The organism is Cellulosimicrobium sp. E-16, from assembly GCF_049913115.1.
Classification (GTDB): Bacteria; Actinomycetota; Actinomycetes; order Actinomycetales; family Cellulomonadaceae; genus Cellulosimicrobium.
Map to the genome: position 1 here is coordinate 3432201 of NZ_CP183974.1, position 25944 is coordinate 3458144.

Annotated in this window: 20 protein-coding genes; 11 read left to right on the top strand and 9 right to left on the bottom strand. The window is 74.3% G+C overall.

All coding sequences use genetic code 11. The features are described 5' to 3' along the window. The first annotated feature begins 16 nt into the window (after window positions 1-16). Window positions 17-1420 (top strand): lipopolysaccharide biosynthesis protein, encoded by a 1404-nt coding sequence (locus ACN9MS_RS15110; protein WP_426309306.1) that lies wholly within the window; start codon window positions 17-19, stop codon window positions 1418-1420. Here ACN9MS_RS15110 and ACN9MS_RS15115 read toward each other — a convergent pair whose 3' ends face one another. Continuing rightward, the gene (locus ACN9MS_RS15115) at window positions 1421-2482 is read right to left on the bottom strand and encodes a hypothetical protein (protein WP_426309307.1); all 1062 of its coding nucleotides are present in this window, start codon (window positions 2480-2482) and stop codon (window positions 1421-1423) included. It lies immediately after the preceding gene. A 164-nt stretch (window positions 2483-2646) separates the two neighbouring features. Here ACN9MS_RS15115 and ACN9MS_RS15120 point away from each other — a divergent pair, with 164 nt between their 5' ends. After that, the gene (locus ACN9MS_RS15120; RefSeq protein ID WP_426309308.1) at window positions 2647-4665 is read left to right on the top strand and encodes a SpoIID/LytB domain-containing protein; all 2019 of its coding nucleotides are present in this window, start codon (window positions 2647-2649) and stop codon (window positions 4663-4665) included. 40 nt (window positions 4666-4705) lie between these two features. Here the strand turns inward: ACN9MS_RS15120 and ACN9MS_RS15125 are convergent, their stop codons facing one another. After that, the gene (locus ACN9MS_RS15125) at window positions 4706-7612 is read right to left on the bottom strand and encodes an FG-GAP-like repeat-containing protein (RefSeq protein ID WP_426311906.1); all 2907 of its coding nucleotides are present in this window, start codon (window positions 7610-7612) and stop codon (window positions 4706-4708) included. Between the two features lie 196 nt (window positions 7613-7808). Here ACN9MS_RS15125 and ACN9MS_RS15130 point away from each other — a divergent pair, with 196 nt between their 5' ends. Then, window positions 7809-8540: a glycosyltransferase family 2 protein gene (locus ACN9MS_RS15130; protein WP_426309309.1), complete on the top strand. Its 732-nt coding sequence runs from the start codon at window positions 7809-7811 to the stop codon at window positions 8538-8540. 16 nt (window positions 8541-8556) lie between these two features. After that, window positions 8557-8952, top strand: a complete 396-nt coding sequence (locus ACN9MS_RS15135) for a DUF2304 domain-containing protein (RefSeq protein WP_426309310.1) — start codon at window positions 8557-8559, stop codon at window positions 8950-8952. Between the two features lie 16 nt (window positions 8953-8968). Here ACN9MS_RS15135 and ACN9MS_RS15140 read toward each other — a convergent pair whose 3' ends face one another. The 3 genes from ACN9MS_RS15140 to ACN9MS_RS15150 are packed head-to-tail and all read right to left on the bottom strand — an operon-like array spanning window position 8969 to window position 12268. After that, window positions 8969-9799, bottom strand: coding sequence for a glycosyltransferase (locus tag ACN9MS_RS15140; RefSeq protein WP_426309311.1), 831 nt, complete (start codon window positions 9797-9799; stop codon window positions 8969-8971). Beyond that, a complete protein-coding gene (locus ACN9MS_RS15145; protein ID WP_426309312.1) occupies window positions 9796-10779 on the bottom strand; it encodes a glycosyltransferase in 984 nt (327 codons plus the stop codon). Before ACN9MS_RS15145 ends, ACN9MS_RS15140 begins: the two co-directional genes overlap by 4 nt. 10 nt (window positions 10780-10789) lie before the next feature. Then, window positions 10790-12268 (bottom strand): hypothetical protein, encoded by a 1479-nt coding sequence (locus ACN9MS_RS15150; protein ID WP_426309313.1) that lies wholly within the window; start codon window positions 12266-12268, stop codon window positions 10790-10792. Between the two features lie 214 nt (window positions 12269-12482). Between ACN9MS_RS15150 and ACN9MS_RS15155 the strand changes: the two genes are divergently transcribed. Together ACN9MS_RS15155 and ACN9MS_RS15160 are read left to right on the top strand one after the other, a co-directional pair. Further along, on the top strand, window positions 12483-13766 hold the full coding sequence (locus ACN9MS_RS15155) for an LCP family protein (protein ID WP_426309314.1): 1284 nt from the start codon (window positions 12483-12485) through the stop codon (window positions 13764-13766). Window positions 13767-13770: 4 nt separating this feature from the next. Beyond that, the gene (locus ACN9MS_RS15160) at window positions 13771-15219 is read left to right on the top strand and encodes an LCP family protein (RefSeq protein ID WP_426309315.1); all 1449 of its coding nucleotides are present in this window, start codon (window positions 13771-13773) and stop codon (window positions 15217-15219) included. 91 nt (window positions 15220-15310) lie between these two features. Here ACN9MS_RS15160 and purE read toward each other — a convergent pair whose 3' ends face one another. Continuing rightward, a complete protein-coding gene (gene purE / locus ACN9MS_RS15165; protein ID WP_426309316.1) occupies window positions 15311-15829 on the bottom strand; it encodes a 5-(carboxyamino)imidazole ribonucleotide mutase in 519 nt (172 codons plus the stop codon). Further along, on the bottom strand, window positions 15826-17067 hold the full coding sequence (locus tag ACN9MS_RS15170; protein ID WP_426309317.1) for a 5-(carboxyamino)imidazole ribonucleotide synthase: 1242 nt from the start codon (window positions 17065-17067) through the stop codon (window positions 15826-15828). The genes purE and ACN9MS_RS15170 overlap by 4 nt, the downstream gene beginning before the upstream one ends. 137 nt (window positions 17068-17204) lie before the next feature. Between ACN9MS_RS15170 and ACN9MS_RS15175 the strand changes: the two genes are divergently transcribed. Beyond that, entirely contained in the window at window positions 17205-17729 is a 525-nt protein-coding gene (locus tag ACN9MS_RS15175) for a GtrA family protein (protein WP_426309318.1), read from the top strand. 31 nt (window positions 17730-17760) lie between these two features. On the opposite strand, the gene ACN9MS_RS15180 is transcribed toward ACN9MS_RS15175, so the two are convergent. Continuing rightward, window positions 17761-19092 carry an ATP-binding protein gene (locus ACN9MS_RS15180; RefSeq protein WP_426309319.1) on the bottom strand — a complete coding sequence of 444 codons (1332 nt, stop codon included), beginning with the start codon at window positions 19090-19092 and terminating at the stop codon, window positions 17761-17763. A gap of 43 nt (window positions 19093-19135) precedes the next feature. Beyond that, on the bottom strand, window positions 19136-19819 hold the full coding sequence (locus ACN9MS_RS15185; RefSeq protein ID WP_031316534.1) for a response regulator transcription factor: 684 nt from the start codon (window positions 19817-19819) through the stop codon (window positions 19136-19138). Window positions 19820-19924: 105 nt separating this feature from the next. Here ACN9MS_RS15185 and ACN9MS_RS15190 point away from each other — a divergent pair, with 105 nt between their 5' ends. The 4 genes from ACN9MS_RS15190 (at window position 19925) to ACN9MS_RS15205 (ending at window position 25872) form a co-directional block, all read left to right on the top strand. Then, entirely contained in the window at window positions 19925-21493 is a 1569-nt protein-coding gene (locus ACN9MS_RS15190; protein ID WP_426309320.1) for a sensor histidine kinase, read from the top strand. Continuing rightward, window positions 21490-22233 carry a response regulator gene (locus ACN9MS_RS15195; protein WP_426309321.1) on the top strand — a complete coding sequence of 248 codons (744 nt, stop codon included), beginning with the start codon at window positions 21490-21492 and terminating at the stop codon, window positions 22231-22233. Before ACN9MS_RS15190 ends, ACN9MS_RS15195 begins: the two co-directional genes overlap by 4 nt. 250 nt (window positions 22234-22483) lie before the next feature. Beyond that, complete coding sequence (locus ACN9MS_RS15200; protein WP_426309322.1) at window positions 22484-23314, top strand: ABC transporter ATP-binding protein; 831 nt, start codon at window positions 22484-22486, stop codon at window positions 23312-23314. A 23-nt stretch (window positions 23315-23337) separates the two neighbouring features. Then, window positions 23338-25872, top strand: a complete 2535-nt coding sequence (locus ACN9MS_RS15205; protein ID WP_426309323.1) for an ABC transporter permease — start codon at window positions 23338-23340, stop codon at window positions 25870-25872. The last annotated feature ends 72 nt before the right edge of the window (window positions 25873-25944 follow it).

A 25944-nucleotide genomic window follows, 5' to 3' on the forward strand; every position in this document is an offset into this window, starting at 1 on the left:
GGGGCCGGAGCCGACCGTGGACGAGGTAGCCGACTCGCCCCGCCGCGTCGCGTCCCGTGCGGCGGTCTACACCGCCGGGAGCGCTGCGCCGGCCATCGCGTCGCTCGTCGTGATCCCCCTGATCACCCGTCTGCTCTCGCAGCGCGAGTACGACGTGGTGGCGCTCGGCACCGTCGTCATCCAGGTCGGGGTGATCCTGGTGGCGCTCGGCATGGGCGCCGCGATCACCCGCGAGTACATCCTCGGGGAAGCGGGGGCCCGGGGCGCCCGGGGACTGGTCGTCCAGTCCTCGCTCATCAGCGTCCTCATCGCGGGGCTCGCGCTCGCGCTCGGTCCCGTGTGGGGCCCGGCCCTGCTGGGCAGACCTTGGGACGCCGCCCTCGCCCTCGCGGTCGTCGCGTCGCTCGGTGGCGGCATCGTGATCGTCGTCCAGGCCTACCTGCGTGGCGCCGAGCGCCCCGTGCCGTTCGTGCTGCTCGCCGCCGGGGGCACGCTCGTCGGGCCGGCCGTGGGACTCGTGGTCGTCCTCGCGGGCCAGCGCACGGGAACCGCGTACCTCGCCGCGCTCGCCGCGGGCTACACGTTGTCCGCGCTGGTCGGCGTGTGGGTCACGCTGCGCTCGGGTCCACGCGACACGAGCTGGACGGGCCTACGGCGGGCCCTGCGTCTCGGGGCACCGACGGTGCCCCACCAGATCGCCATCTACGTCGCGATAGCCGGCCTGGTCGTCGTCGCAGACCGGGTCCTGGACGCCGGCGGCACGGCCAACATCGTGCTGACGCTCGGCGCGGGGGCGACCGTCCTGACGGGCGCGCTGAACAACGCCTGGGCCCCGCTCATCTACAAGGAGCCTGCCGCGACGCGTCACGCGCGCCTCACGAGCACCACGCGTGTGATCCTGCGGGTCGTGGGCGCCCTTGTCGCCGCGGTCTGCCTCGCGGCGCCCCTGCTCGTCCAGATCGCCTCGCCCCCGACGTACGACCACGAGGCCATGGTGCCCGCCGTCGTCCTCGCGTCGTTCTCCGCGGTCGCCTCGGTCTACTACCTCGCGAGCAGCCATCTCATCCTCGTCCGCGGACGCACGGGCGTGCTCTCGGTCTCGACGCCGACGGCCGTCGCGCTCGGCCTGGTCGCGGCGACGCTCGCCGCGCCGGTATGGGGGCTCGCCGCCGTCGGGGCGTCCTACGCGCTGATGTACGTGCTGCTCGCGCTGCTCACGACCGGCGCGCAGGCCGTGCTCGTGGACCGGCCGTGGCGTCCGCCGCTCGCGCCCCTCACGCTCGCCGTCGTGCTCGCGTGCGCCGCTGCCGCGGTCCTGCTGCCGACGGCCACCGGGTGGTGGACCGTGCTCCGTGCCGTGGTCGCACTGCTCGCGGCCGCGGTGCTCCTCGCGCCGCTCCGCACGGCGCTCCGACGGTAGTCAGGCGCTGGAAGCGGACCCGTCGAGCTCGATGGGTTGCGACGACGACGTCCGCGCACCGCCGAGCGGGCGGGGCAGGTAGGACGTCGCGGCACGCAGCCACGCGAGGTCGATCCCGGACGAGGCGGGCGCCGGCTCCTGGCCGCCACCAGCGGACTGAGGAGCCGCAGGAGCCGTCGCGCCGCGGCGACGCACGTTGACCAGCGCCCGCTCAACCGGCGAGGTCGTCCAGTGCCGCGCGAACGGCGCGATGCGAGGTCGGTCCCAGCCGAGCGCGCGGCGCAGAGCGTCGGGAGCCAGGAGGTCCCCCGCACCGAGCTCGTCCGTGGCGACGGCACGCGCGGCGTCGTCGTCGGTCTCGTACCCGTACAGCTCGGGCCACGTCTGCTCGAGGCGCACGAGCGCGCTCTGGTCCTCGGAGTCGAGGAGCATCGGGTCGCCGTACACCCCGACCGAGCGTCCGAGCCAGGCCGCGTACACGACCGGCGTCGAGAGCCGGTTCGAGACGACGCGCGCGCTGCTCGCGATCAGGCCGACGAGCCGCGCCAGGAAGTCCGGGTCGGTGCGCGGGCCGAGCGTCACGCACCGGTGGCCCGCGTCGCGGTAGGCGTCCACGAGCCGCTCGTCGCGCGCGTCGCTCCAGTAGATGGAGACGGTGGACGGCCCCTCGGAGTCGAACCACCGGCGTGCCGCTGCGCGGTGGTCGCCGGAGATGGCCTGCGTCTCGATCCCGTGGACCGGGAGGATCACGGTCCCCTCACCTCGCGGACCGCTCTCGAGGCCACGGCTCACCGCCTCGTACGCGAAGGGCGCGCCGACTGCCGTCGTGGGTGCGCTCGATGCCGGGTCCCACGCGCGCGACCGGTGGCTCCACACGAGGAGCCGGTTGGGTCCGCGGTACGTCGGGCTCGCGAGCCACGGGAAGTCCCGGAAGTGCGTGGTCACCGGCGAGAGCGCGGTCCAGCCGTGCTGGACGAGCCCGGCGATGTGCCGCGGCCTGTCCTCGCCGAGGTAGTGCGCGAAGGCGCGACTGTGACCGTAGTAATGGTTCTGGGACTCCATCCAGCCTCTCCGGTTCCGGGCACGCGTCGACGTGCGTTCGCCGACGAACGGGGGATCTCCCGGGCGACGCGCGCCCAGCATACCGACCGTCCTGCGTGCGGGGTGCGGCCCCACGACGGCGTGCCTAGCCTGGCAGGAGGAAGAGGAGGTCGGTGCAGATGGACATGACCAGACTCCGGCGGCGGGGACCCCTCCTCGTCGCCGTCCTGCTCGTGGCGCTGCTCGCGCCCGTGGCTGCGGTCGACCCTCCTGCACAGGCGTCGGTGACCACGACCGAGCGCGTGACGCTCACGGCGACGAGCACCGTGACGGTCGCGGGCCGCGGGTTCGGCCACGGCATCGGGATGTCGCAGTACGGGGCGCGTGCCGCGGCCGCCGCCGGCTCCACGTACCGGCAGATCCTCGACTTCTACTACCCCGGCACCACGGCCACGACCCAGGCGAGCACCGAGCTGCGGGTCCTGCTGAAGTCCGACTCGGACGACGACCTCCGCGTCGTCGCCACGCCCGGCATGGTCATGTCCGACGCACGGGGCGTCGCGACGCCCATCGGGTTCTCCGGTGCGACGGTCAGCCAGTGGCGCGTGCTGCGCAACGCCAACGACACGGGTTTCGTGCTCTTCGGGCTCGTCGGCTCGACGTGGCGTCTCTGGTCGCAGACAGCGTCACCGGGCTTCATCGCGCTCTCGACCTCGCCCGCGACGACCGTCCAGGTGGTCCTGCCCGACGGCTCCCGGCGCGAGTACCGCGGGTCCGTCCGCGCCGTCGCCGACGGCGCCGCTCCGGGGCTGGCCTCCGTCAACGCCGTGCGCATGGAGGACTACCTGCGGTCGGTCGTGCCCGCGGAGATGCCGTCGAGCTGGCCCGCGAACGCGCTCCGCGCCCAGGCCGTCGCAGCCCGGACCTACGCCTCCCAGAACCGGGCGTCCCGACCCACCGGCGCCTGGCACACGTGCGACGACACCGCGTGCCAGGTGTACCGGGGCGTGCGCACGCTCAGCGCTGCGGGAGCCGTCACGCCGCACGAGGCGGCCGCCACCGACGCGGCGGTCTCCGCCACGTCGGGCGTCACGCTCTATTACGGGGGCGCCCCGGCCTTCACCCAGTTCAGCGCCTCGAACGGTGGCTGGACCGCCGCCGGGAGCGCTCCGTACCTCGTGGCCAAGCGGGACCCGTGGGACGCCCAGGGGAACCCCGTGCACGCGTGGAGCGTGCGGATCACGGCGTCGCAGATCCGCGCGGCGTACCCGACGATCGGGACGCCGAGCTCCGTCACCGTGGTGAGCAGGACCGGTCCGGGCGAGTGGGGCGGGCGGGTCGAGAGCGTCGTGCTCGCGGGCTCCACAGGTTCCAGGACCGTCACCGGCGCGGCCTTCCGGACCGCGTTCGGTCTGCGGAGCGCGTGGTGGAAGGTCACCGGGACGTCTCGGCTCGAGCCGGACACGACGGCCGACGGCCGGCCGGACCTCACCGCGCGCACGCCCGGTGGCGCGCTCATGAGCTACGAGGGCGACCGGTCCGGCGGATTCGCGACCTCGGCGCGCCGTATCGGCACGGGGTGGCAGGTGATGCGGCTCGTCACGGACGGAGCCGACCTCGACGGCGACGGGAACGGCGACGTCCTCGCGATCGACAGCGGCGGGGTGCTCTGGTTCTACCCCTCGAACCGCGCGGGCGGATTGGCGGCACGGCACCAGGTGGGCACGGGGTGGCACGTCATGTCCTTCCTGGCGTCGCCCGGCGACATGACGGGCGACGGGCGTGCCGACGTCCTCGCCGTGGACCGTGCGGGCACACTCTGGCTGTACCCCGGCGACGGTACCGGCGGGGTCACGGCCCGCCGCGCGATCGGCAGCGGCTGGCAGGCCATGACCGCGGTCGTCGGCGCCGGCGACATGGACGGCGACGGCACGGCCGACGTCGTCGCGCGCGACTCTGCAGGTCGCCTGCTCCTGTACCGGGGGCGCGGCGACGGGACCGTCCGGGGCGCGGTCGTCATCGGCGACGGCTGGCAGTCGATGCGGCTGCTGACCGTGCACGGGGACTGGTCCGGCGACGGTCGCCCGGACGTCCTGGCCTCCGACGGCTCGGGCGCGCTCTACCTCTACCCGTGGAACGGGAGCGCGTTCTCGGCGCGCCGCACGATCGGCCAGGGCTGGACCGTGTACGACCGGCTGCTGTGAGGACGTGCCGGGGACCGCGAGCGCAGTCCCCGGCACGCGCTCACGCGATGGGTGCCGGTGCGGACCCGTAGGTGCGCCACGGGTAGAACCCTCCGGCGCCGTTCCCGGGGTAGAGCACCAGCGTCCCGTCCGACCGGCGCGCGACGAGGTCGTGCTTGCCGTCCCCGTCCACGTCACCGACGCCCACGACGCGCGTCAGCCCGCCCCACCCCGTGCCGATCGTCGTGGGGTTGCCGAGGAGCGCAGCCCCGTTGCCGCGCCGCAGCTGGAGGTCGCCCGAACGGGAGTCGCGCGTGAGCAGGTCCGGGACCCGGCCCCCTGACCACATCCCCGCGGTGACGATCATGTCCACGTTGGACACGCCGGACGCGAGGAGGACCCGCGCGCCGAACCGGGCGGCTCCCGTCGTGGGGTACAGCCAGATCCGCCCGCTCGTGTCGAGGGTGATCAGGCTGGGACGTCCGTCACCGAGGAAGTTCCCACCGTCGATGACCTGGCGCATGACCTGCCACCCCGTGCCCACACGAGTGCCGGACGCGGCGTACCGCCCGCCGCCGGTCCCGCGGTGCAGGTAGAGCTCGCCGCTCGTGCGGCGCACGACGAGGTCACGGCGGCCGTCGCCGTCGAAGTCCCCCGTCGGGACGAGCTCCGCGACGCCGGAACCCCCGGTCACGCCCGTCGCGACGACGCGCTGGAAGTCGCCCTGCCCCTGGTAGGAGTAGCGCAAGAGCTGGCCGCTGCCGGAGCGGACGGCGTACAGGTCCTGACCACGGCCCGAGCGGCCCGCCGAGACGATCCCCGAGAAGGACTGCCAGCCGGCTCCGATCTGCGACCGGCCCCGCAGCCCTCCCGTGCCCGTCCCCGGGTAGAGGAAGAGGCGTCCCGCGGCGTCGCGTGCGACGAGGTCGCCGCTCCGGCCGTCGTCGTTCATGTCGCCCACGCCGACGATGGCGGTCATGGCCTGCCAGCCCGTCCCGACCACGGTGCGCGCGCCGCTGAAACCGCCCCTCCCGTCACCGCGGTAGAGGTAGAGCGTGACCCCGCTGCGGGCGACCAGTGCGGGGCGGCCGTCGGACAGCGTGCCCGTCATGGCGACGGCGGCCATGGACTGCCAGCCCGAGCCGATCCGGCGCCGCGGCTCGAAGCCGCCCCTGCCGTTCGACGGGTAGAGGTAGAGGCTGCCGTCGCCGTGCCGCGCGAGCAGGTCGGGCCGCCCGTCGCCGTCCCAGTCGTGCCCGCCTGTCACGAGGTTCATCACCTGCCAGCCGTTCCCGACCGCGCGCCGTGGCGACCATCCCCCGTCGGAGCGGCCGGGGTAGAGCCAGAGCCGCCCGCTCGCGTCGACGAGCATGAGGTCAGGCAGCCCGTCGCCCGTCCAGTCGCCGGCACCGATCGTCCGGTTCCCCGTCCAGCCCGCGCCGACGGACGTCGCGGGCCGCCAGCCGGCGCCGGACGCGGTCGCGAGGTCGGCCGACGACGAGCCGCGGAGGGCGAGGTCCGCGAACCCGTCGCCCGACAGGTCGCGCGGCGCGTACGCGCGCGACGCCGTGTCGCCCTCGAGCCCCTTGACCTTGGTCCGCAGCTCGGGCATGCGCGCGAACAGGTACCGCCCCGGGCACGACGTCTGCCCCACCTCGCGATGGCCGAACACCGTCTGCAGACGCTGTCCGTTGATCACCGTCGACGTCCCCGCCGTGACGCCGTGGAGGGCGAACTTCCACGCGATGACCCGGGCTGCGGCGTCGATCGCGACGGTCGGGACGGCCGTCGTGTCGTAGTTGCCCAGGAACGACACCCCGAACGCCGCGGAGTTCACTCCCGACGCGTGCGCGCCGATCACGGCGCGGTCGAGCCCGCCCTTGCGGCCCTCCCAGAGCCGACCGAACTTGTCGACGAGCACGTTGTAGCCGATGTCGCCCCAGCCCCGGGACTGCGCGTGGTAGGTGTAGATACCCCGCAGCAGCGCCGGGACCTGGGCCGAGGTGTAGCTGTTCGTCCCCGCCGTGTGGTGCACCGTGGCGGCGACGACCTTGCCGATCTGCGGGGTCCACGTCGAGATCGACTCGTCCGCGCCCCACTGCGCGCGGCTGTAGATCGTCGGCCGCGGCGACGAGGCCGCGGCGAGGGCCGCCCCGGCCACCCCTGCCCCCGTGAGCGCGACCTCCGTCGAGGTCCCGATCGTCGAGGCGTCGGCGCCGAGCACGTCGAGGGAGACCTGGCTCACCTCTCCGAGCGCCTCCGCGCCGAGGCTCGCACCGGTCGGTGACCCGACGTCCGACGTGCCCGGGTCCGTCGTCCCCGGGTCCGTCGTCCCCGGCTCCGTCGTCCCCGGCTCCGTCGTCCCCGGGTCCGCGTCGGCGTCGGTGCCCGCTGCCGCGTCGTCGGGCGCTGCGGTGCCCACGACCGAGAGGCGCGCGTCGACCGGGCCGTCCCCGGCCGCGTGCCGCAGAGCGACCTCGACCGCGTCGACCTCGCCGGCGAGATACGGCTCCGTGCCGTCCCGGACGCCGGCGAGCGGGCTCCCGTCGCCCTCGCCCGCCTCTGCGTCGTCGGCCTCGAGCGCGGTCCACCCGCCCCACCCGTCGGCGGACCGCGTGCGAATCTCGACGGCCAGGTCCGCCGGCGCGGAGCCCTGCTCCCACGTCACGCCGACGACGACCAGCCCGGCTGCGGTCGTCTCGGCGGCGAGGACGACGTCGGAGGAGCCGGTACCGTCGTCGGCCGCCTCGCCGTCGAACGGGACAGCGTCCGGTGCCGTGGGCGCGTCCGGGCCACCCAGCGCGGGGTCGGGCTCGAGCGGGATCTCCTCGAGGACGGGCTCGCCCTCGGTGTCCTGGGCCGCGACGAGCGCGGACGGTACGGTGAGCGGCGTCGACGCCGCTCCTCCCCCGGGCGACGCTGCCGCCTCCCCGCCGAGGAAGGGCACGCCGACCGACCCCACCGCCATCGTCACCCATGCCGAGACCCCTGCGACGACCGACGTCGTCCTGCGTACCCGGAACACCCCGCGTCACCTCCGACCGGGCGACGCCCCTGTGCTCGCCCACGGTCGCCAGTATGTGCACGGCTTCGCCCGATCCGCGCGAGTTGCGCCCTCGCGCGGGCGTGCGTCACGCGGTCGGAGAACTGTCACAATGGGGGTCATGCATCCGCCACAGACGCGTGGGCACGCGGTTGCCCACGCCCCGGACGCCGTGGCTCCGGCTCCTGTCGACGACGCCTGGCTCGTCATCCCCCTCTTCAACGAAGGCTCGGTCATCGGCGACGTCGTGCGCGACGCCCTGCCGACGTTCCCGCACATCGTGTGCGTCGACGACGGCAGCTCCGACGACTCGATCGAGCAGGCGCGCGCGGCGGGAGCGATCGTGCTGCGCCACGCCGTGAACCTCGGCCAGGGCGCGGCGCTGCAGACCGGCATCGAGTACGCGCGCGAGCAGCCCGGCGCGACGTACCTCGTGACCTTCGACGCCGACGGGCAGCACCAGGTCTCCGACGCCGTCGCCATGGTCGAGCTCGCACGCTCGGAGGACGTCGCGATCGTCTTCGGGTCGCGATTCCTCGACGAGCGGACCAAGCCGGGGCTGATCAAGCGAGTGGTCCTGCGCGCGGCCGTGTGGTTCACGAACGCCACGACCGGCCTCAAGCTCTCCGACGCGCACAACGGGCTGCGCGTGCTGCGTCGCGACGCCGCCCTCGCCGTGAACATGACGCAGGACCGCATGGCGCACGCGAGCGAGATCGTCGACCAGCTCGCCAAGAGCAAGCTGCCGTGGCGCGAGGCGCCGGTGCACGTCCTGTACACGGACTACTCGCGAGGAAAGGGCCAGTCCGTGTGGAACTCGGTCAACATCCTCGTCGACCTCATCTTCAAGTGAGCGGGGAGCCAGAACAGTGCTGATCCAGGTCATCCTCATCCTGGCGGTCGTCGTCGTGACCGTCATGCTCACCCGCTCGACCGCGAACGCCCGGCACCAGGCGATCCGGCGGCTCCTGCTCGCCGGGTTCGTCGTGGCCGCGGTGCTCGCGATCATCTTCCCCGACGCCCTCTCGGTGCTGGCCAACGCGGTCGGCGTGGGCCGTGGCACCGACCTCCTGCTCTACGCTCTCGTCATCGCGTTCGTCAGCTACATCGCGACGAGCCACCGGCGCTCCAACCAGCTCAGCCGCAAGATCACGCTGCTGACGCGCGAGCTCAGCCTCGCGGAGGCGCGCCTCTCCGCCGTCGACGAGTCGGTCGACCGGCTCGAGGAGACGACCGTCGCCGAGGCGCGCGCCGAGCAGTCCTGACCGGCGCGGGCGCCCGTCAGCGACGGCGGGCGTCCGCCCGGTACGCACCGCGGCGCAGCACCTCCGGCACGAGGCGGTAGCCGCCGCGCAGGACGGAGTTGCGGATCTCCTGGAGCGTCGTGGTGAACCCGATGCCGTGCAGGCGGCGCTGGAGCTCCAGCTCGGACCGCAGGAGCTGGGACCCTCCTCGCCGCGCGTACGCGCCGGCGCCGACGCGGTACAGGACGAGCGGCTCGGGGAGGTTGCGAGCCCGCGCCCCGTTCGCGAGCATCCGCGCGAACAGCCAGTAGTCCTCCATGAGCGGCAGGTCCTCGTACCCGCCGACCGCCGCGACGGCCGACCGGCGGTACACCACCGACGGGTGGTTGAACGGCGAGCGGAACCGCGCGGCGCGATCGATCTCCTCGGAGCTCAGCGGCGGCACCCGGACGAGTCCGGGACTGGTACCGGGCGCCGGCTCGTCGGCGTCGAACTCCTCGATCGCCGACCCGACGATGTCGAGGCCACCCTCGACGAGCGGCACCTGGGCGGCGAACCGTCCGGGGCGGCTGACGTCGTCCGCGTCCTGACGCGCGACGATCTCGTGCGCGCACTGCGCCAGGCCCTCCTCGAGCGCGACGGCGAGCCCGCGGTTCCGCGGGAGCCGGACACGTCGCACCGGGACGGGCGACCCCGCCTCCAGCGTGTCGAGCGTGCGGTCCAGGGCGTCGCCGAGCGGCCCGTCCTCGACGACGACGACCTCCGTCGGAGGGAGCTCCTGCTCCGTCGTGACCGACGCGAAGGAGCGGCGCAGGAACGCCACGTCGTCCCGGTGGTAGACCGGCAGCAGGACGGAGAAGGACGTCACCGTGCCTCCGCCGCACGGGCGTCGACCGCCGCGACGGAACGGGTCTCGGCTCCCGCCCCGTCGAGGACCTCCGCCGACGGTCGCGGACCGCGCAGGACGCCGTCCCGCAGCCCTCGCGCACCGGCGCGCAGCAGCACGTCACGGCGCTCGCTCCGCAGGAACGTGCGGGCCCAGCGCCGCGCGCTCGCCCCGCTGTACAGGAGCCGCTCGACGGGGTCGAGCGACGACGACCGGGTGATCATCCAGATCTTGTTGCGCACCTCGTAGTAGAAGCGTTCGCCGGGGTCGGCGTCGGTCGAGCCGAACGCCTTGGTGCGGTGCTCGACGACCGAGGCCGGGACCGAGAGTCCCGTCCCGCGCCGCAGCAGTCGCGCCGAGTACTCGAAGTCGTCGTTCCAGATGAAGTAGTCCGCGACCGGCAGCCCGTGGTGCCGCACGGCGCGGGCGTCCACGAGCATCGAGACGAACGACGACGACCGCACCGGCACGGCGCGCGCCGCCCGCGCGGCGGCGATCTCGGCCCCGGACGCCCCGGGACGGACCCGGGGCGTGTTCATCGGGTGGTCGCGCCCGTCGTGCCACACGACGCGGCTGCCCAGGAGCGCCACCGGGCCGGGATACTCGTCCCGCGCCTCGAGGAGCGCCCGCAGCGCGTCCGGGGTGGGGATCGTGTCGTCGTCCATGAGCCAGACGAGGTCCGCGTCGAGGACGTCGACGGCGTGCGCGAGGCCCACGGCGAAGCCACCGGCACCGCCCGTGTTCCGGCTCAGCCCGACGACGTCGGCACCGACCGGGTGCTCCGCGGCGACGACCGCGGAGTCGTCGTCCGACCGGTTGTCGACGACGACCACCCGGTCGACGGGCCGCGTCTGCGCGGCGAGGGCGTCGAGCGCCTCGACCAGCAGGTCACGGCGGTTGTACGCCACGACGACCGCGACGACGCGGGGGGCTTCGGACGCGGTTCTCGGATCTGCTGGCACGGCGAGCAGGCTACCCGAGCCGGGGTGCGCGGGCCGCCTCGGGAAGGCCGGCCCCGGAGCGTACGGCGGCGATCTCGGCCCGCAGCACGTCGAGGATCCGGCCGGCCGCGCCGGGCGGCCCGAGGAGCTCTTCGACGTTGCGCTCCTGGACCGGGGCGAGCTCGTCACCGTCTCGCAGGACGTGCTCCACGACGGCGCGAGCACCCGCCGTGTCGCCCACGACGTGCGTTCCCGCGACGATCCGCTCACCGAGGTCGGTGAAGGGACGGTGACCGGCACGCTCGACGAACACGACCGGCTTGCGCCGGACCTGGAACTCCGCGAGCATGCTGAGCCCGTCGGTCACCATGACGTCAGCGGCGGCGAGCACGGGCGCGTAGCCACCGCCCTGCACGACCGAGGTGTTCCCGAGCGCGGACCAGCGCACGAGCCAGTCCTCGTACTGCGACGTCGTGTAGGGGGACACCTCGCGCGCCATGTACGGCACGAGGGCGGGGTGGGGCATCCAGACGATCTCCGCCTCGCCCTGACGCGCCCACTCCAGCATGTCCTCGGCAAGCTCGGGGAAGAGCCCGAACCGCGTCCAGCCCGCGCCGATCGAGTGGTGCGACGACCACACGACGCGGGGGCGCCGCGACTCTCCACCGACGACCGGCCAGGAGGGTTCGGCGGCCCGCAGCACGTCCAGCTTGGGGTGACCGGTCACCCGGAAGTGTCCGGCACCGCGCACCCCGTCCCGCTCGGCAGCGGCGAAGGTCTGGGCGTTCGTGCAGAACACGAGCCACGCCGCCCGGTGCAAGCCGGCGTCCACGGCGGTGTTGACGCCCGGTGTGCCGGGGCCGGGGACGTTGACGACCAGGTTCATGGTCTCGTACGGGACGACGCACAGCCGCGCGAAGTCGAGCAGTGCTGTCGACAACAGCGGGTCGACGTCCTGGTCCCACTGCGACTGGCGCACGACGACGTCCGGCTCGAGGATCTTGACGAGGCGGAGCACGTCGTCGACGCGGTCCGCCGTCGCGCGCAGGTGCGAGATCCCGCGAGCGGCGAGGCCCTCGTGCACCAGCTCCTCGTCCCGCAGCTCTCCCTGGCCGCCGAAGTGCCGGGGGATCGTGACCACCACCGGGTCGAAGTCGTCCGACATCTCCATCAGCCGGACCAGGTCGTCGAGACTGTCCCATGCCTCGACATGGTGGACGAGGAAGACGACACGGGTCACCGGCCGCGCGAAGGCGCCACGGCGAGACACGAGGTTGACCGTGTCGTTCAGCGCCGAGACCGCACGCGCGCCCTGCCGGTCGCGGTCTGCGGTCGCTCGCTCCATCGCGTCCAGCCGCCGCTGGAGCGCCGCGTGCTCGACCCTCAGGGCGTCGGTCGTGCGGCTCAAGGAGGTGAGCGCCGACTCCACCCTCTGGGTCACCTCGTCGACCCTCTGGGTCACCTCGTCGACGTGGACGAGGCGGTGCGCGAGCGACCGGAGGGTGGTCACGACCTGACGAGCACTGCGCACCGGCATCTCCAGCGTGGGGCGGGACGAACAGAGGGGCTTCCTCGCCCCCCCGACGAAGCGAAGGATAGTCGACACCGAGGAGGCCGGCTGCACGCCCGTCGATGCTCGTGGACGACCCCTCACACAACTCCTCCACGCGCTCAGCCCGCCCCCCGCGCCGTGGCCTCGCACACGCCGCCTATGCTCGGTGCCCGTGACGTCTCGTTCCCGTGCCCAGGCTCGCGCCGCGGCTGCCGACCGGCAGTCGCGCGGGCCGTCGCACGCACGGGCGCTCCGCACGCACGGCGCCGCTCGGACGGTCGGCCTCGTCGCGACCGCGGTGCTCGCGTTCGGCGCGGTGGGCGGGGCGTCGGCGCTGTCGAACATCCAGGGCAACATCACCAGCTCGAACATCGACGGTCTGCTCACCGACCGCCCCGCGCAGCCCGACCCGACCGACCCGAACGCCGGCAAGCCGCTCAACATCCTCGTGATGGGCTCGGACGAGCGGGGCGGCGAGAACGGCCACGAGGTCGAGGGCGTCGAGGGCATGCGCTCGGACACGACGATCCTCGTGCACGTCTCCGCGGACCGCTCACGCGTCGAGATGGTCTCGATCCCGCGCGACTCGCGCGTCGACGTCCCGGCGTGCAACACGACGAGCGGCAGGACGACCGCACCCGCGAACACCCGCTTCAACGCCGCGTTCGCCAACGGCGCGACCGTCGGGGGCGACGTCGACTCGGCCGCCGCCTGCGCGATCACCACCGTCGAGAGCCTCACCGACGTGTTCGTCGACGGGTTCGTCGTGGTCGACTTCGCCGGCTTCCAGAACATGGTCACGGCGATCGACGGCGTCCCCATCTGCATCCCCGAGGCGATCGACTCGCCCAAGGCGGACCTCCGGCTCGATGCGGGGATGCAGACGCTCGACGGTGCGCAGGCGCTCGGGTTCGCGCGGGCCCGCTACGGCGTGGGCGACGGGTCGGACCTCAGCCGCATCGGCCGTCAGCAGCAGCTCCTCGCCGCGACGGTGAACCAGGTGCTCTCGAAGAACGTGCTCTCGGACCTCGGCCAGATCTACGGGTTCGTCGACGCGGGCACCAAGTCGCTCACCATGAGCGACAACCTCTCGTCGATCCCGAGCCTCGCCGGGCTCGCCTTCAGCCTCAAGGGCGCGACCAGTGGCAACATCACCTTCATGACCGTTCCGAACGCGCCGGACCCGCAGGACCCCGACGCGAAGGTCGTCTGGACGTCAGAGGCCGACGAGCTCTGGGCGAAGGTGCGCGCCGACGAGCCGATCGTCGCGCCCGCACCCGCCGCCGACGAGACCGCAGGCGGGTCCGGCGACGCCGTCGAGGCCACCGAGCCGCCGTCGCAGGCCGGCGCGGACGCGCCGACCGACGACGCGTCCGGGGAGCCCGCCCCGGTGCAGACGAAGGAAGCCGGCAAGGAGGCGTTCTCCGCCGCCGACGAGACCGCGCAGTGCGGGTGACGCCATGACCGACCCGTCGCGCGACCCACGGTCGCTCCCCCCCAGCTTCACGCCCCAGGGCGGCCGCGCCCCGCGGCCGTCGTCCGTCGACGACGCGATCGCGGTGGGCAACAGCGGACGCGCCCAGGCGCGGCCCCGCCCCGCGGTGCCCGACGACGCCGTGCGCCTCGAGCCGCGCATCAAGCGGCAGTCGTCCCGCGAGATCCCCGTGGCCCCCGCACGCAAGGGCACTCCCCCGCCGGCACCTCCCGCGCGCGGCACCCGCCCGCGGGCGGACGCCGCGGCGTCGGCGCTCCCGCCGTCGGTCACCCCGTCCCGCCAGCCCCGTCAGGCGACGGCGACGCCCCCGCGCGTCTCGTCGTCGCCCCACGGGGGTGCCCAGGCCGTGCCGGCGACGACGCGGAGCCGTCCGGGCGCCGCTCCCCGCCCGAGCAGCAGCCGGGCCGGCGGCGGGAGCGGGCGGCCGCCGTCGGGCACGGGTGCGCCGCGGACCGGCGGGGGCGGCTTCCGCGTCCGCAAGGGTCGCGTCGTCGGGCTCGTCGCGTGCGTCGTGATCGTCGCGCTCCTCGCGTGGCCCGTGGGCCTGCTGATCTGGGCCAACGGCAAGATCCAGCACGTCGACGCGCTCTCCGGCGCGCCGGGCACCCCGGGCAACACCTACCTCCTCGCCGGCTCGGACGCGCGCGGCGAGGGCATCAGCGAGGACGGCACCGAGGGCGCGCGCACGGACACGATCATGGTCCTGCACGCCCCTCCGAGCGGCCCGGTCGCCCTCATCAGCCTGCCGCGCGACACCTACGCGGAGATCCCCGGCAACGGCGCGAGCAAGCTCAACTCGGCCTACTCGTGGGGAGGCCCTCCGCTGCTCGTGCAGACCGTCGAGCAGCTCACCGGCCTCACGGTCGACCACTACGTCGAGGTCGGGTTCGGCGGGGTCGAGGGCATCGTCGACGCCGTCGGCGGCGTCGAGCTGTGCCTCGACTACGACGTGGACGACCCGAAGAGCGAGCTCGTCTGGACGGCCGGGTGCCACGTCGCCGACGGTCACACCGCGCTCGCGTTCTCGCGGATGCGCTACTCCGACCCCAAGGGCGACATCGGCCGTGCCGAGCGCCAGCGCCAGGTGATCGGCGCGATCAGCTCGAAGGCGGCGAACCCGAGCATCCTGTTCCGCCCGGGCGACCAGGTCTCGCTCCTGGACTCGGGCCTCGGGTCGCTCACGGTCGACCAGAGCACCGGCATCATCGACCTGGGCAAGCTCGCCCTCGCGTTCCGCAAGGCCAACGGCCCGGAGGGCATCACCGGCACGCCGCCGATCTCGAACCCCGACTACCGCCCGGGCGGCAACGTCGGGTCGACCGTGCAGCTGGACCCCGAGACCGTCGGCAAGTTCTGGGTCGACATCCGAGACGGCAACCTGCCCGCGGGGCAGGTCGGCGGGCTCCCACAGTGACGCAGCGACGAGATCGACCCGCAGGTCGTCACATCGGCCTTCAGAAGGTCGATCTGGGACGTACGGGCCGATCTCGCGGGACGGGTGGCTCCTAGACGTCTGATCGCGAGGCACGCAGGCGTGCGCCCTTGGCGCGTGCCTGGTCGCCCAGGTCCGCCTGGAAGGCGACCATCTTGTCCCGCAGGCGCGCGGCGTCGTCGTCCGTGCCGGCCGCGAGGATGCGTGCGGCGAGCAGTCCCGCGTTGCGCGCCCCGCCGACGGAGACCGTCGCGACGGGGACGCCCGCGGGCATCTGGACGATCGACAGGAGCGAGTCCATGCCGTCGAGGTGACGCAGCGGCACGGGGACGCCGATCACCGGCAGCGGCGTCACGGCGGCGAGCATGCCCGGCAGGTGGGCCGCTCCCCCGGCGCCGGCGACGATCACGCGCAGGCCGCGCTCGGCGGCCGTGCGGCCGTACTCGATCATCTCGACGGGCATGCGGTGGGCGGAGACGACGTCGACCTCGACGGGCACGCCGAACTCGGCGAGCGCGTCGGCCGCGGCCTCCATGACGGGCCAGTCGGAGTCCGACCCCATGACGATGCCGACGACAGGGTTCTCGCTCATGCTCGCTCCTCGCTCGGGGTGCCCTCGGGGTCCTCGCCCCGCAGGATCGCGGCCGCGGCCAGGGCCCGGCGCCGGACCTCGTCCAGGTCGTCGCCGCTCACGTTCACGTGCCCGAGCTTGCGCCCGGGGCGCACGCCCTTGCCGTACAGGTTGACCTTCGCGTCGGGGAAGGCGGCGAGGACGGCGGGCAGGGCGTCGGTGAGCTCGACGAGCGTCGACCCGAGCACGTTTGCCATCACGGTCCAGGGCGCCGTGGCCGTCGTACCGCCGAGCGGCAGGTCCAGCACCGCGCGCAGGTGCTGCTCGAACTGGCTCGTCACCGCGCCGTCGATGGTCCAGTGCCCGGAGTTGTGGGGGCGCATCGCGAGCTCGTTGACCAGCACGCGCGGCCCGTCCTCGCCCGCGACCTCGAACATCTCGACCGCGAGCACCCCGGTGACACCGAGGCCCCCGGCGATCCGGACCGCGGCGTCGCGTGCGCGCTCCGCCTCGGCGTCGGTGAGCCCCGGCGCGGGTGCGATCACCTCGGCGCACACGCCGTCGCGCTGGATCGACTCGACCACGGGCCAGGTCCGGACCTCACCCGTGCCGTCGATCCCCCCGGACGGGCGGCGCGCCACGAGGACGGCCAGCTCGCGCGTGAAGGGCACCTTCTCCTCGACGAGCAGCTCGGGGCCGCCCGCGGCGGCCGCCTCGATCCACTCCGTGACCTGCTCGGGGCCGCCCTCGGCGACAGACACGACGCGCACGCCCTTGCCGTCGTACCCGCCGCGCGCCGTCTTCACGACGGCCTCGCCCCCGACTTCGGCGAGGAAGTCCGCGAGAGCGGCCCGGGCGGCGTCGGGCTCGGTGGGGAGCGCCGCCCAGCGCGGGCACGGCACGCCGAGCTCGGTGAGCCGCCGCCGCATGACGATCTTGTCCTGCGCGTGCACGAGCGCGTCCGGTCCGGGACGCACGGGCGTGCCGTGCTCGAGGAGGTCGGTGAGCAGCGCGTTCGGGACGTGCTCGTGCTCGAAGGTCAGCACGTCCGCCGGGGTGGCGCTCGCGGGGGCGATGAGGGAGCGGATCGCGGATTCGTCGGACGCGACGCCCACGGGGGCGTCGACCACGACCTGAGCCGCGGACGAGTCCGGGGCCTCGACGAGCACACGCAGGTGCACGCCGAGCTCTCCGGCCGCGGGGGCCATCATGCGTGCGAGCTGTCCTCCGCCGACCACGGCGATCACTGGGGCTGCCACGTGCACCCACCCTAGTGCCTGGGGGCCACGGGACCATGCGGAGACCGCGTACCGGACGCCTCGGCCGTCGGTCGGCACACCCCATGGCGGACGGCGGCACCTGGGCGACGCTCAGGAGCGCCCGGTAGCCTCGTGGGGTGACGAGCGACCTGGACCGCCGAGCGGAGGCGGACGCGGCGGCCCTGCCGCGCCGCGAGCGCGTCCTCGCCCGGGTGCGAGAGCTCGCGAAGTTCGGGTCCGTCGGCGCGGTCGCCTACGTCGTCGACCTGGGCCTGTTCAACCTGCTCAGCTTCGGCCCGGGCGAGCTCCTCGGGCACAAGCCGCTCACCGCCAAGATCGTGTCCGTCACGGTCGCGACGCTCGTCGCGTGGGTCGGCAACCGCTACTGGACCTTCTCCGCACGCCGCACCCAGGCGCGCGGTCGCGAGCTCGCGGCCTTCGTCGTCGTCAACGTCGGTGGCATGCTCATCGCGGTCGGCTGCCTCGCGATCTCCACGTACGCGCTCGGCCTCACGTCCCCGCTCGCCAAGAACATCTCGGCGAACGTCGTCGGGCTCGCGCTCGGCACCGCGTTCCGCTACGTCGCCTACCGACGCCTCGTGTTCACGGGCGACCGTGCGGCGGACGCCCCTACCGCGTCCCAGGACGCCGCGGCACGCTGAGGGGCCGGGCGCGAGCGCCCACCAGGTGACGTCAGCCGCGGCGGCGCCGACGCCGACCGTGCGCGGAGACCGCGACCCCCGTCGGCAGGACCACGCGCGGGTCCAGGCGCCGCGGCACACCCGCGAGGAAGAGTGCGAAGACGGCCGGACGGCGCTGCGCGAGCTCGAGCCGACCGCCGTCCGACGCCGCGAGGTCGCGTGCGAGCGCGAGCCCCAGCCCGGTCCCGGCACCGGAGGTCACCTCGCGCTCGAAGATGCGCGGCGCCAGGTCGTCGGGGACGCCGGCGCCCTCGTCCGACACCTCCGTGACGATCGCGCCGCTCGTGCCGGACGGGCGCGCGCGGACCGTCGTCGTGCCGCCGCCGTGCTTGAGCGAGTTCTCGATGAGCGTCGCCAGGACCTGCGCGAGCGCCCCGGGCGTCGCGAGCACCTGGTACTCCGCAGGGACGTCGACGACGAGCTCACGCCCCGCCTTGGCGAACGTCGGGACCCACTCCTCCTCCTGCTGGTGCACGACGTCGAGCAGGTTCACGGCCTCCGTCGTCCCGCCCTGGGCGCGACGCGAGGACGCCAGGAGGTCGTCGACGACGCCGACCAGGCGCTCGACCTGCTCGAGCGAGATCCGGGCCTCCTCCTGCACGGCCGGGTCGTCCGAGGCCATCGAGATCTCCTCGAGCCGCATGCTGAGCGCCGTGAGCGGCGTGCGGAGCTGGTGGGAGGCGTCGGCGGCGAACTGGCGCTCTGCGGCGAGGCGCCCCGCGAGCCGGTCGGAGCTGCGCGCGAGCTCGGCGGCGACGAGGTCGATCTCCTCGACCCCCGACGGCTCGAGGCGCGGGCGCACCTGTCCCGAGCCGAGCTGCTCGGCAGAGGCCGCGAGGTAGACGAGGGGCGCGGCGATGCGGTTGGCCTGCCACACCGCCATGCCGATGCCCGCGGCGAACGCGACGATGGCCGCGGCCACGACGAGGAGCACGACCTGCGCGGCCTGGAGGTAGGCGTCCCAGTACGAGACGGTGAGCGTGACGAGCGCACCCGACTCGGAGTGCAGGGGCTGCTCGATCCCGCGTCCGGTGACCTCCGGGCCGGCCGTGAGCACGGTGCCGTCCGGCAGCGTGACGTAGACCTGGGCCGGCGGGTCGCTCGCGCGGGGCTGGACCGCGTCCTCGATGACGTAGTCCGGGATCTCGTCGCCCGCGGCGAGCCGGGCGTCGATGGAGCGGGCGAGGCGCTCGACGCGCGACGTGACGTCGTCGACCTCGCCCTGGAGCACGAACCGCGCGCCGTAGAACGCGAGCGGGAAGCCCAGGAGGATGACGGCGACGGCCACGGCCGCCACCGTGGCCTGCAGCATCCGACGCCGCACGCTGCTCCTCGCTCCCCGTGTCCTCGTCCCCGGTCGGGGTCGGTCAGCTCTCGCCGGTCTCGAAACGGAAGCCGAGACCGCGGACGGTCGAGATGTACCGCGGCGCGTTCGCGTCGTCGCCGAGCTTGCGGCGCAGCCACGACACGTGCATGTCGAGCGTCTTGGTCGAGCCGACCGGCTCGGAGCCCCACACGTCGCGCATGAGGGCGTCGCGCACGACGACCGAGCCCGCGCTCGCGACGAGCACGCGCAGCAGCTCGAACTCCTTGGTGGTCAGGTGCAGCTCGCGCTCGCCCTGGAACGCGCGGTGCGCGGAGACGTCGATGCGCACGTCCTGCGCGGCGAGCTCCTCCTCGTCCACCTGCTCGCCGTGCGAGCGGCGCAGGAGCGCCCGGACCCGGGCGAGGAGCTCGGCGAGCCGGAACGGCTTCGTGACGTAGTCGTCGGCGCCGGCGTCGAGGCCCACGACGAGGTCGACCTCGTCGGCCCGGGCGGTGAGCACGAGCACGGGGGTGGTGAGACCCTTGTGCCGGATCTCGCGCGCCACGTCGAGGCCGTCCATGTCCGGAAGGCCCAGATCGAGCACCACGATGTCCGCACCGCTCGCGGAGTCGATCGCTCCTTGACCAGTTCCTTGGACGACGACGTTGTAACCCTCACGTGTCAGTGCGCGCGCCAAAGGTTCGGCAATCGCCGGGTCGTCCTCCGCTAGCAGTACGTGGGTCATTCGCTCATGCTAGGGCATCAGTACGACTTCGGTCCCATCGTGCCGCGTGATCTCTGCGACCGTGGTGGGACGCCCTGCGACCGCCCCCTGCCTAGGCTGGAAGGCATGGGATGGTACGAGCGCCTCGGGCAGTGGTCCGACGAGCACCGGTTCGGTGTGGACCTCACCGTCACGCTCGTCCTCGCCGTCGTGTTCGTGCCCGCGTCCGCGGCGTTCACCTCGATGGGCGCGAGCGGTACCGGCACGAGCGGCGGGTGGGCAGCCCTCTGGGCGCTGCTGCTCCTCGCCCCGCTGCCCTGGCGCCGCTCCCGCCCGCTCGCGTCGGCGATCACGGTGTACTCCGTCGCGCTCGTCCATCTGCTCGCGGGCTACCTCGTGATCTTCCCCGCCGACTTCGCGGTGCTCGTCGCGCTCTACTCCGTCACGGTCTACGGTCCCCGCTGGGCGCACCGGACGGCCATCGTGTCCTCCCTCGTCGGGGCGGTCGTCCTCGGGATCGCGCTCGGTCTGCTGTCCGGTCGCCTCACCGACCTCGCGACGATGGTCTTCTTCACGTCCGCGTTCGGCGGCATGACCTTTCTCGCGGTATGGGCGTTCGGCCTCGTGCGCCGCTCCCGGCGCGAGACGATCGCCGCGCTCGTCGACCGCGCGGAACGGCTCGAGGTCGAGCGCGACCAGCAGGCGCAGATCGCGACCGCCGCCGAGCGGGCCCGCATCGCGCGCGAGATGCACGACATCGTCGCCCACTCCCTCTCCGTCGTCATCGCCCAGGCCGACGGAGGCCGGTACGCCGCCGCCCACGACCCCGAGGCCGCGACGCGCGCGCTCGCGACCGTGTCCGAGACCGGCCGCGCGGCGCTGGCGGACATGCGCCGGCTCCTCGGCGTCCTCCGCTCGGAGCCGCCGCGCGTCGTCGTGCCTCCGGGCGCCGCCGTCGGGCCGTCCGGGACGCTCGCGCTGCCGTCGGGACGAGGCGCGGCCGGGACACCGCCCGACGGCTCGCCCTACGGGCCCGCCGCGCCCGGGCACCCGGCGCCCGCGAGCGCCGCGACCGCCGCGCTCGAGCGCGCGCCACAGCCGGACACCGCGGACCTCGAGACGCTCGTCGCGCAGGTGCGCGACAGCGGGATGCGCGTGTCGTTCGTCCGTGTCGGCCAGGCGCGTCCGCTGCCGCCCGGAGCCGGGCTGACGGTCTACCGCGTGTGCCAGGAGGCGCTGACCAACGTGCTCAAGCACGCCGGTCCCGACCCGGAGGTCACCGTCGTCGTGCGGTGGGGCGCCGCCACCCTGGACCTCGAGGTCGAGGACGACGGGAGGGGCGCGTCGACGTCCGCCGCGGCGCGCCAGGACGCCCGGCCCGGCGGCTACGGCGTGCTGGGCATGCGCGAGCGCGCCGCGCTCTTCGGCGGGTCCGTGCAGGTGGGTCCACGTCCCGGGGGCGGCTTCCGCGTGCACCTGCGCATCCCCGTGCCGGCCCTGCCGGGCGCCGCGCCCGCTCCAGGCGCCGTCCCCCGGCCTCCGGGACAGCCCGTCCCCGCACCGCCGCCCGCGCCGTCGGGCAGGATGGCTCCGGGCCGCCCGTCCGCCGCGACGACCCCGCTGCCGCCGCCACCGCCGGTCGGGCCCGACTCCTCGCACCCGGCCCACGACCGACCGACCGACAGGACACCATGACCGACGCCTTCCCCGTGCCCGACGGGGCGTACGCCGCCGACCCGCTCGAGCCCCTCGAGCCCGTGCGCATCGCGCTCGTCGACGACCAGCAGCTCGTGCGCGCGGGCTTCCGCATGGTCATCGACTCGCAGCCGGACCTCACCGTCGCGGTCGAGGCGGGCGACGGGTTGCAGGCCCTGCGGCTGCTCGCCGACCACCCGGTCGACGTCGTGCTCATGGACGTCCGCATGCCGCACCTCGACGGGCTCCAGACGACGGCCCGGCTCACCGCCGCGGCAGCCGACGGCGGCCACGCGCCCAAGGTCATCGTCCTCACCACGTTCGACCTCGACGAGTACGTGCTCGAGGCCATCCGCTCCGGCGCGAGCGGGTTCCTGCTGAAGGACGCGCCGCCCGAGGAGATGCTCGCCGCGATCCGCACGGTGCACCGCGGCGACGCCGTCATCGCGCCGTCGTCCACCCGGCGCCTGCTCGAGCACCTGGTGACGGCCCTGCCCGCCGAGCAGGCCGACGACTCCCCCGCGCACGCCGCCGTCGAGGGCCTCACCGAGCGCGAGCGTGAGGTCCTCGTCCTCATGGCGCGCGGCCGGTCCAACACCGAGATCGCGAGCGACCTGTTCGTCGCCGAGGCGACGGTCAAGACGCACGTGGGCCGCATCCTCGCCAAGCTCGGCGCGCGCGACCGCGTCCAGGCCGTCGTCACGGCCTACGAGACGGGTCTGGTCCGCCCGGGCGCCTGACCTGCGTCCGCCCCGACGGCGCCCCACCGGTCACCGGACCCGTGGGGCGCCGTCGTGTCCGCCCTCGGCGCCGGTCCTCTACGACCACGGGATGACCCGCCCCCCGTGCAGGACCCGACCCTCGCCGGACGCGGCCGGGCGGGCCCGGTCCGTAGCGTCGTCCACGATCCCGGCGCACGCCTCCGACCTGGTCGGCGTGAGCGCGCGACGGGCCCGACGACGAACCTCGACGACGTACCCAGGAGATGACGTGGACACGACCGTGTACCGCCCCACCGACCCCGCCCCCGCCCCCGCCGGCCCGCCCGCGGTCCGGGCCCGCTCGCTGCGCAAGACCTACGGCACGGGCGAGGCGGCGGTGCACGCGCTCGACGGCGTGGACGTGGACTTCGAGCGAGGCCACTTCACGGCCATCATGGGCCCGTCGGGCTCGGGCAAGTCGACGCTCATGCATTTGCTCGCGGGGCTGGACACCGCGACGGGCGGGCACGCCTTCATCGGCGACACCGAGGTCACGGGCCTGAACGACAACGCGCTCACGCAGCTGCGCCGCGACCGGGTGGGCTTCGTGTTCCAGTCGTTCAACCTCCTGCCCATGTTCACGGCGGAGCAGAACATCACGCTGCCCGTCGAGCTCGCGAACGGCAAGGTCGACCGCGCATGGTTCGACACCCTGGTGCGCACGCTCGGCCTCGAGGCGCGCCTCAGCCACCGGCCGAGCGAGCTGTCCGGCGGGCAGCAGCAGCGCGTCGCGATCGCACGCGCCCTCATCGCCGGCCCGGAGGTCGTCTTCGCCGACGAGCCGACGGGCAACCTCGACTCGCGCTCGGGCGCCGAGGTGCTGAGCTTCCTGCGCCGGTCGGTCCGCGAGCTCGGCCGGACGATCATCATGGTCACGCACGACCCGACGGCAGCCGCCTACGCGGACCGCGTCGTGCTCATCGCGGACGGCCGCATCGCGGGCGACATCAGCGACCCGACGCCCGAGTCGGTGCTCGCCGGGCTCGACGCCCTGCGCACGCTCGAGGCGCCGGGCGCCGACGGCCCCGCCCCGACCGCGTCGCAGGCGGTGCGCGCCTGATGCTCCGCCTCACCCTGGCGCAGATGCGCCGCAGCATCGGCCGCCTCGTCGCGGCCGGCGTCGCGATCGTCATCGGGACGGCGTTCGTCACGGCGACCCTGATCGCGGGCAACGTCATCACCCAGACCACGAACGACTCGATCGCCGCGCAGTTCGCGGACGCGGACCTCGTCGTGTCCGCACCGACCGACCTCTCGGCGTCCGACGTGGACGCCCTGCGCTCCGTGACGGGCGTCGACGCGGTGGACGCGGTCCAGTTCACCTACCTCGACCTGTCGCACGGCGCGAAGCGCGTGTTCCAGCTCGGCGTCCCCGCGCCCTCCGACCCGCGCTTCGAGGCGCTCGAGGTCGTCGAGGGCTCGATGCCGACCGCGCCCGGTCAGCTCTCCCTCCCGACCGCCGTCGCCGAGCGCCTGGGCGTCGGGATCGGCGACACCGTCACGAGCTCCCGCAACGTGTGGGACGCCTCCGCGCCCGACGGCGGCGACTACGAGGAGGTCCGTGACGAGCTGACCGTCGTCGGGACGACCGACGACCCGTACGGCGCGTACGCCCAGATGGGCGGGGCCGTCGTCGTGACGGCCGAGGACGTGGCCGCGTGGCAGGCGGCGCAGGCGATGCCCGACGACGCCGAGCGCACCTACTCCGCGGCGATGGTGGGACTCGCCCCGGGCACCGACCTCGAGACGGCGCGCACGGCCCTCGTCGCCGTGTCGCCGGACGAGGCCGAGGCCGTCACCCCCGCCGAGCACGCCCAGGCGCAGGCCCAGAAGATGACGGGCGGCCAGGACGTCTTCACGTACGTCATCCTCGGCTTCGCCGCCGTCGCGCTGCTCGTCGCGGCGCTCGTCATCGCGAACACGTTCCAGGTGCTCGTCGCGCAGCGCACGCGCACCCTCGCCCTCCTGCGCGCCGTCGGCGCGAACCGGTCGCAGCTCGCCCGGTCGGTCCTGTCCGAGGCGACGATCCTCGGCGTCCTGTCCTCCGTGGGCGGCATCCTGCTGGGCTGCCTGCTCACCCAGGTCGCGCTCCTCGTGGCCCGCGGGGCTGACCTGGGCGTGCCGATCCCGGCGACCATCACGGTGACGCCCGCGGTCGTGCTCGTGCCCCTGCTCGTGGGAACCCTCGTGACCGTCGTCGCGTCGTTCGCCCCCGCCCGGGCCGCCACGCGAGTCGCGCCGCTCGAGGCGCTGCGCCCCGCCGACGCGCCGAGCCTCTCCCGCGGCGGGGGCCGCGTGCGCCTCGTGATCGCGAGCCTGCTCACGCTCGGCGGCCTCGCCGTCCTCGGCGGCGGCATCTGGCTCGGCAGCACCGGCAGCCCCGAGGCCGGTCTCCTCGCGGGTGTCGCGGGCGGCGCCCTGTCGTTCGTCGGCGTCCTCGTCGGTGCCGTGTACTGGCTGCCGGGCGTCGTGTCGTTCGTGGGTCGGCTGCTCGCCGGCACCGGGTCGACGGCGCGGCTCGCCACCGCGAACACGCTGCGCAACCCGCGCCGCACCACGGCGACCAGCACCGCGCTGCTCATCGGCGTCACGCTCGTCGCGATGATGTCGACCGGCGCCGCGAGCGCCCGCACGTCCCTCGACGCGGCGCTCGACGACCAGTACCCGGTCGACGTCCTCGTCGCGACGGACGCGTACGGGTCGACGGGCGACGCCGTCCCGGACGACGTCGTGCGCGCCGTCTCGGGCACCGAGGGCGTCTCGCGCGTCGTCGAGCTCTCCGCGGCGACGGTCACGCTGCTCGACGGCGCCGAGATGACGATGCACGGGGTGGACCCGGACCAGGCGCGCGCCGTCGTGCGCTCGCCCGACGTGCTCGCGGCGTTCGCCCCGGGCGCGGTCATGGTCCCCGAGGCCGACGCCGAGGCCTGGGACGTCACCGAGGGCGACACGCTGGAGCTCACCGGGCCGGACGGGGCGACCCTCGAGCTGACCGCCCACGTCGGCGCCATCGGGGACGGCTGGCTCCTCGACGCCGACGACGCGAAGGCCCTCGCCCCGGACGCCCTCGTGTCCCGGCTGTGGGTCGGTCTCGACGACACGGGCGACGCGACGCAGGTCGTGCCCGCCATCCAGGACGCGATCGTCTCGTCGGACACGCCCGTCGAGGTCGCCGGCATCGCGGTGGAGCGCGCGGCGATGCAGAGCGTCATCGACACGATCCTCGGGGTCATCGTCGGTCTCCTCGCGGTCGCCGTCGTCATCGCGCTCATCGGCGTGGCGAACACGCTGTCGCTCTCCGTCATCGAGCGGCGACGCGAGTCGGCGACGCTGCGCGCCATCGGCCTCAGCCGGGCGCAGCTGCGGTGGATGCTCGCGATCGAGGGCATGCTCATCGCGGGCGTCGGCGCGGTCCTCGGCATCGTGCTGGGCGTCCTGTACGGCTGGGCCGGCGCGGCGACGGCGCTGAGCGTCATGGGCGACGTGTCGCTCGCGGTGCCGTGGCGGGACGTCGCGCTCGTGCTCGTCGTCGCGCTCGTGGCGGGGCTCGTCGCGTCCGTCGTGCCCGGCCGGACGGCCGCCCGCACGTCTCCCGTCGCGGCGCTCGCCGTGGACTGAGCCGCGGCTCGTCAGGCCTGACGGTCGACGCGCGCCCCTGTGGACGGACCGCCGTCCACAGGGGCGCGCTCG

Bases quoted from the DNA above. Each gene is read 5' to 3' on its own strand.
- ACN9MS_RS15115 (WP_426309307.1), bottom strand. From the start codon at position 2,482: ATGGAGTCCCAGAACCATTACTACGGTCACAGTCGCGCCTTCGCGCAC.
- ACN9MS_RS15120 (WP_426309308.1), top strand. From the start codon at position 2,647: ATGACCAGACTCCGGCGGCGGGGACCCCTCCTCGTCGCCGTCCTGCTC.
- ACN9MS_RS15125 (WP_426311906.1), bottom strand. From the start codon at position 7,612: ATGGCGGTGGGGTCGGTCGGCGTGCCCTTCCTCGGCGGGGAGGCGGCA.
- ACN9MS_RS15130 (WP_426309309.1), top strand. From the start codon at position 7,809: ATGCATCCGCCACAGACGCGTGGGCACGCGGTTGCCCACGCCCCGGAC.
- ACN9MS_RS15160 (WP_426309315.1), top strand. From the start codon at position 13,771: ATGACCGACCCGTCGCGCGACCCACGGTCGCTCCCCCCCAGCTTCACG.
- purE (WP_426309316.1), bottom strand. From the start codon at position 15,829: ATGAGCGAGAACCCTGTCGTCGGCATCGTCATGGGGTCGGACTCCGAC.
- ACN9MS_RS15185 (WP_031316534.1), bottom strand. From the start codon at position 19,819: ATGACCCACGTACTGCTAGCGGAGGACGACCCGGCGATTGCCGAACCT.
- ACN9MS_RS15190 (WP_426309320.1), top strand. From the start codon at position 19,925: ATGGGATGGTACGAGCGCCTCGGGCAGTGGTCCGACGAGCACCGGTTC.
- ACN9MS_RS15195 (WP_426309321.1), top strand. From the start codon at position 21,490: ATGACCGACGCCTTCCCCGTGCCCGACGGGGCGTACGCCGCCGACCCG.
- ACN9MS_RS15205 (WP_426309323.1), top strand. From the start codon at position 23,338: ATGCGCCGCAGCATCGGCCGCCTCGTCGCGGCCGGCGTCGCGATCGTC.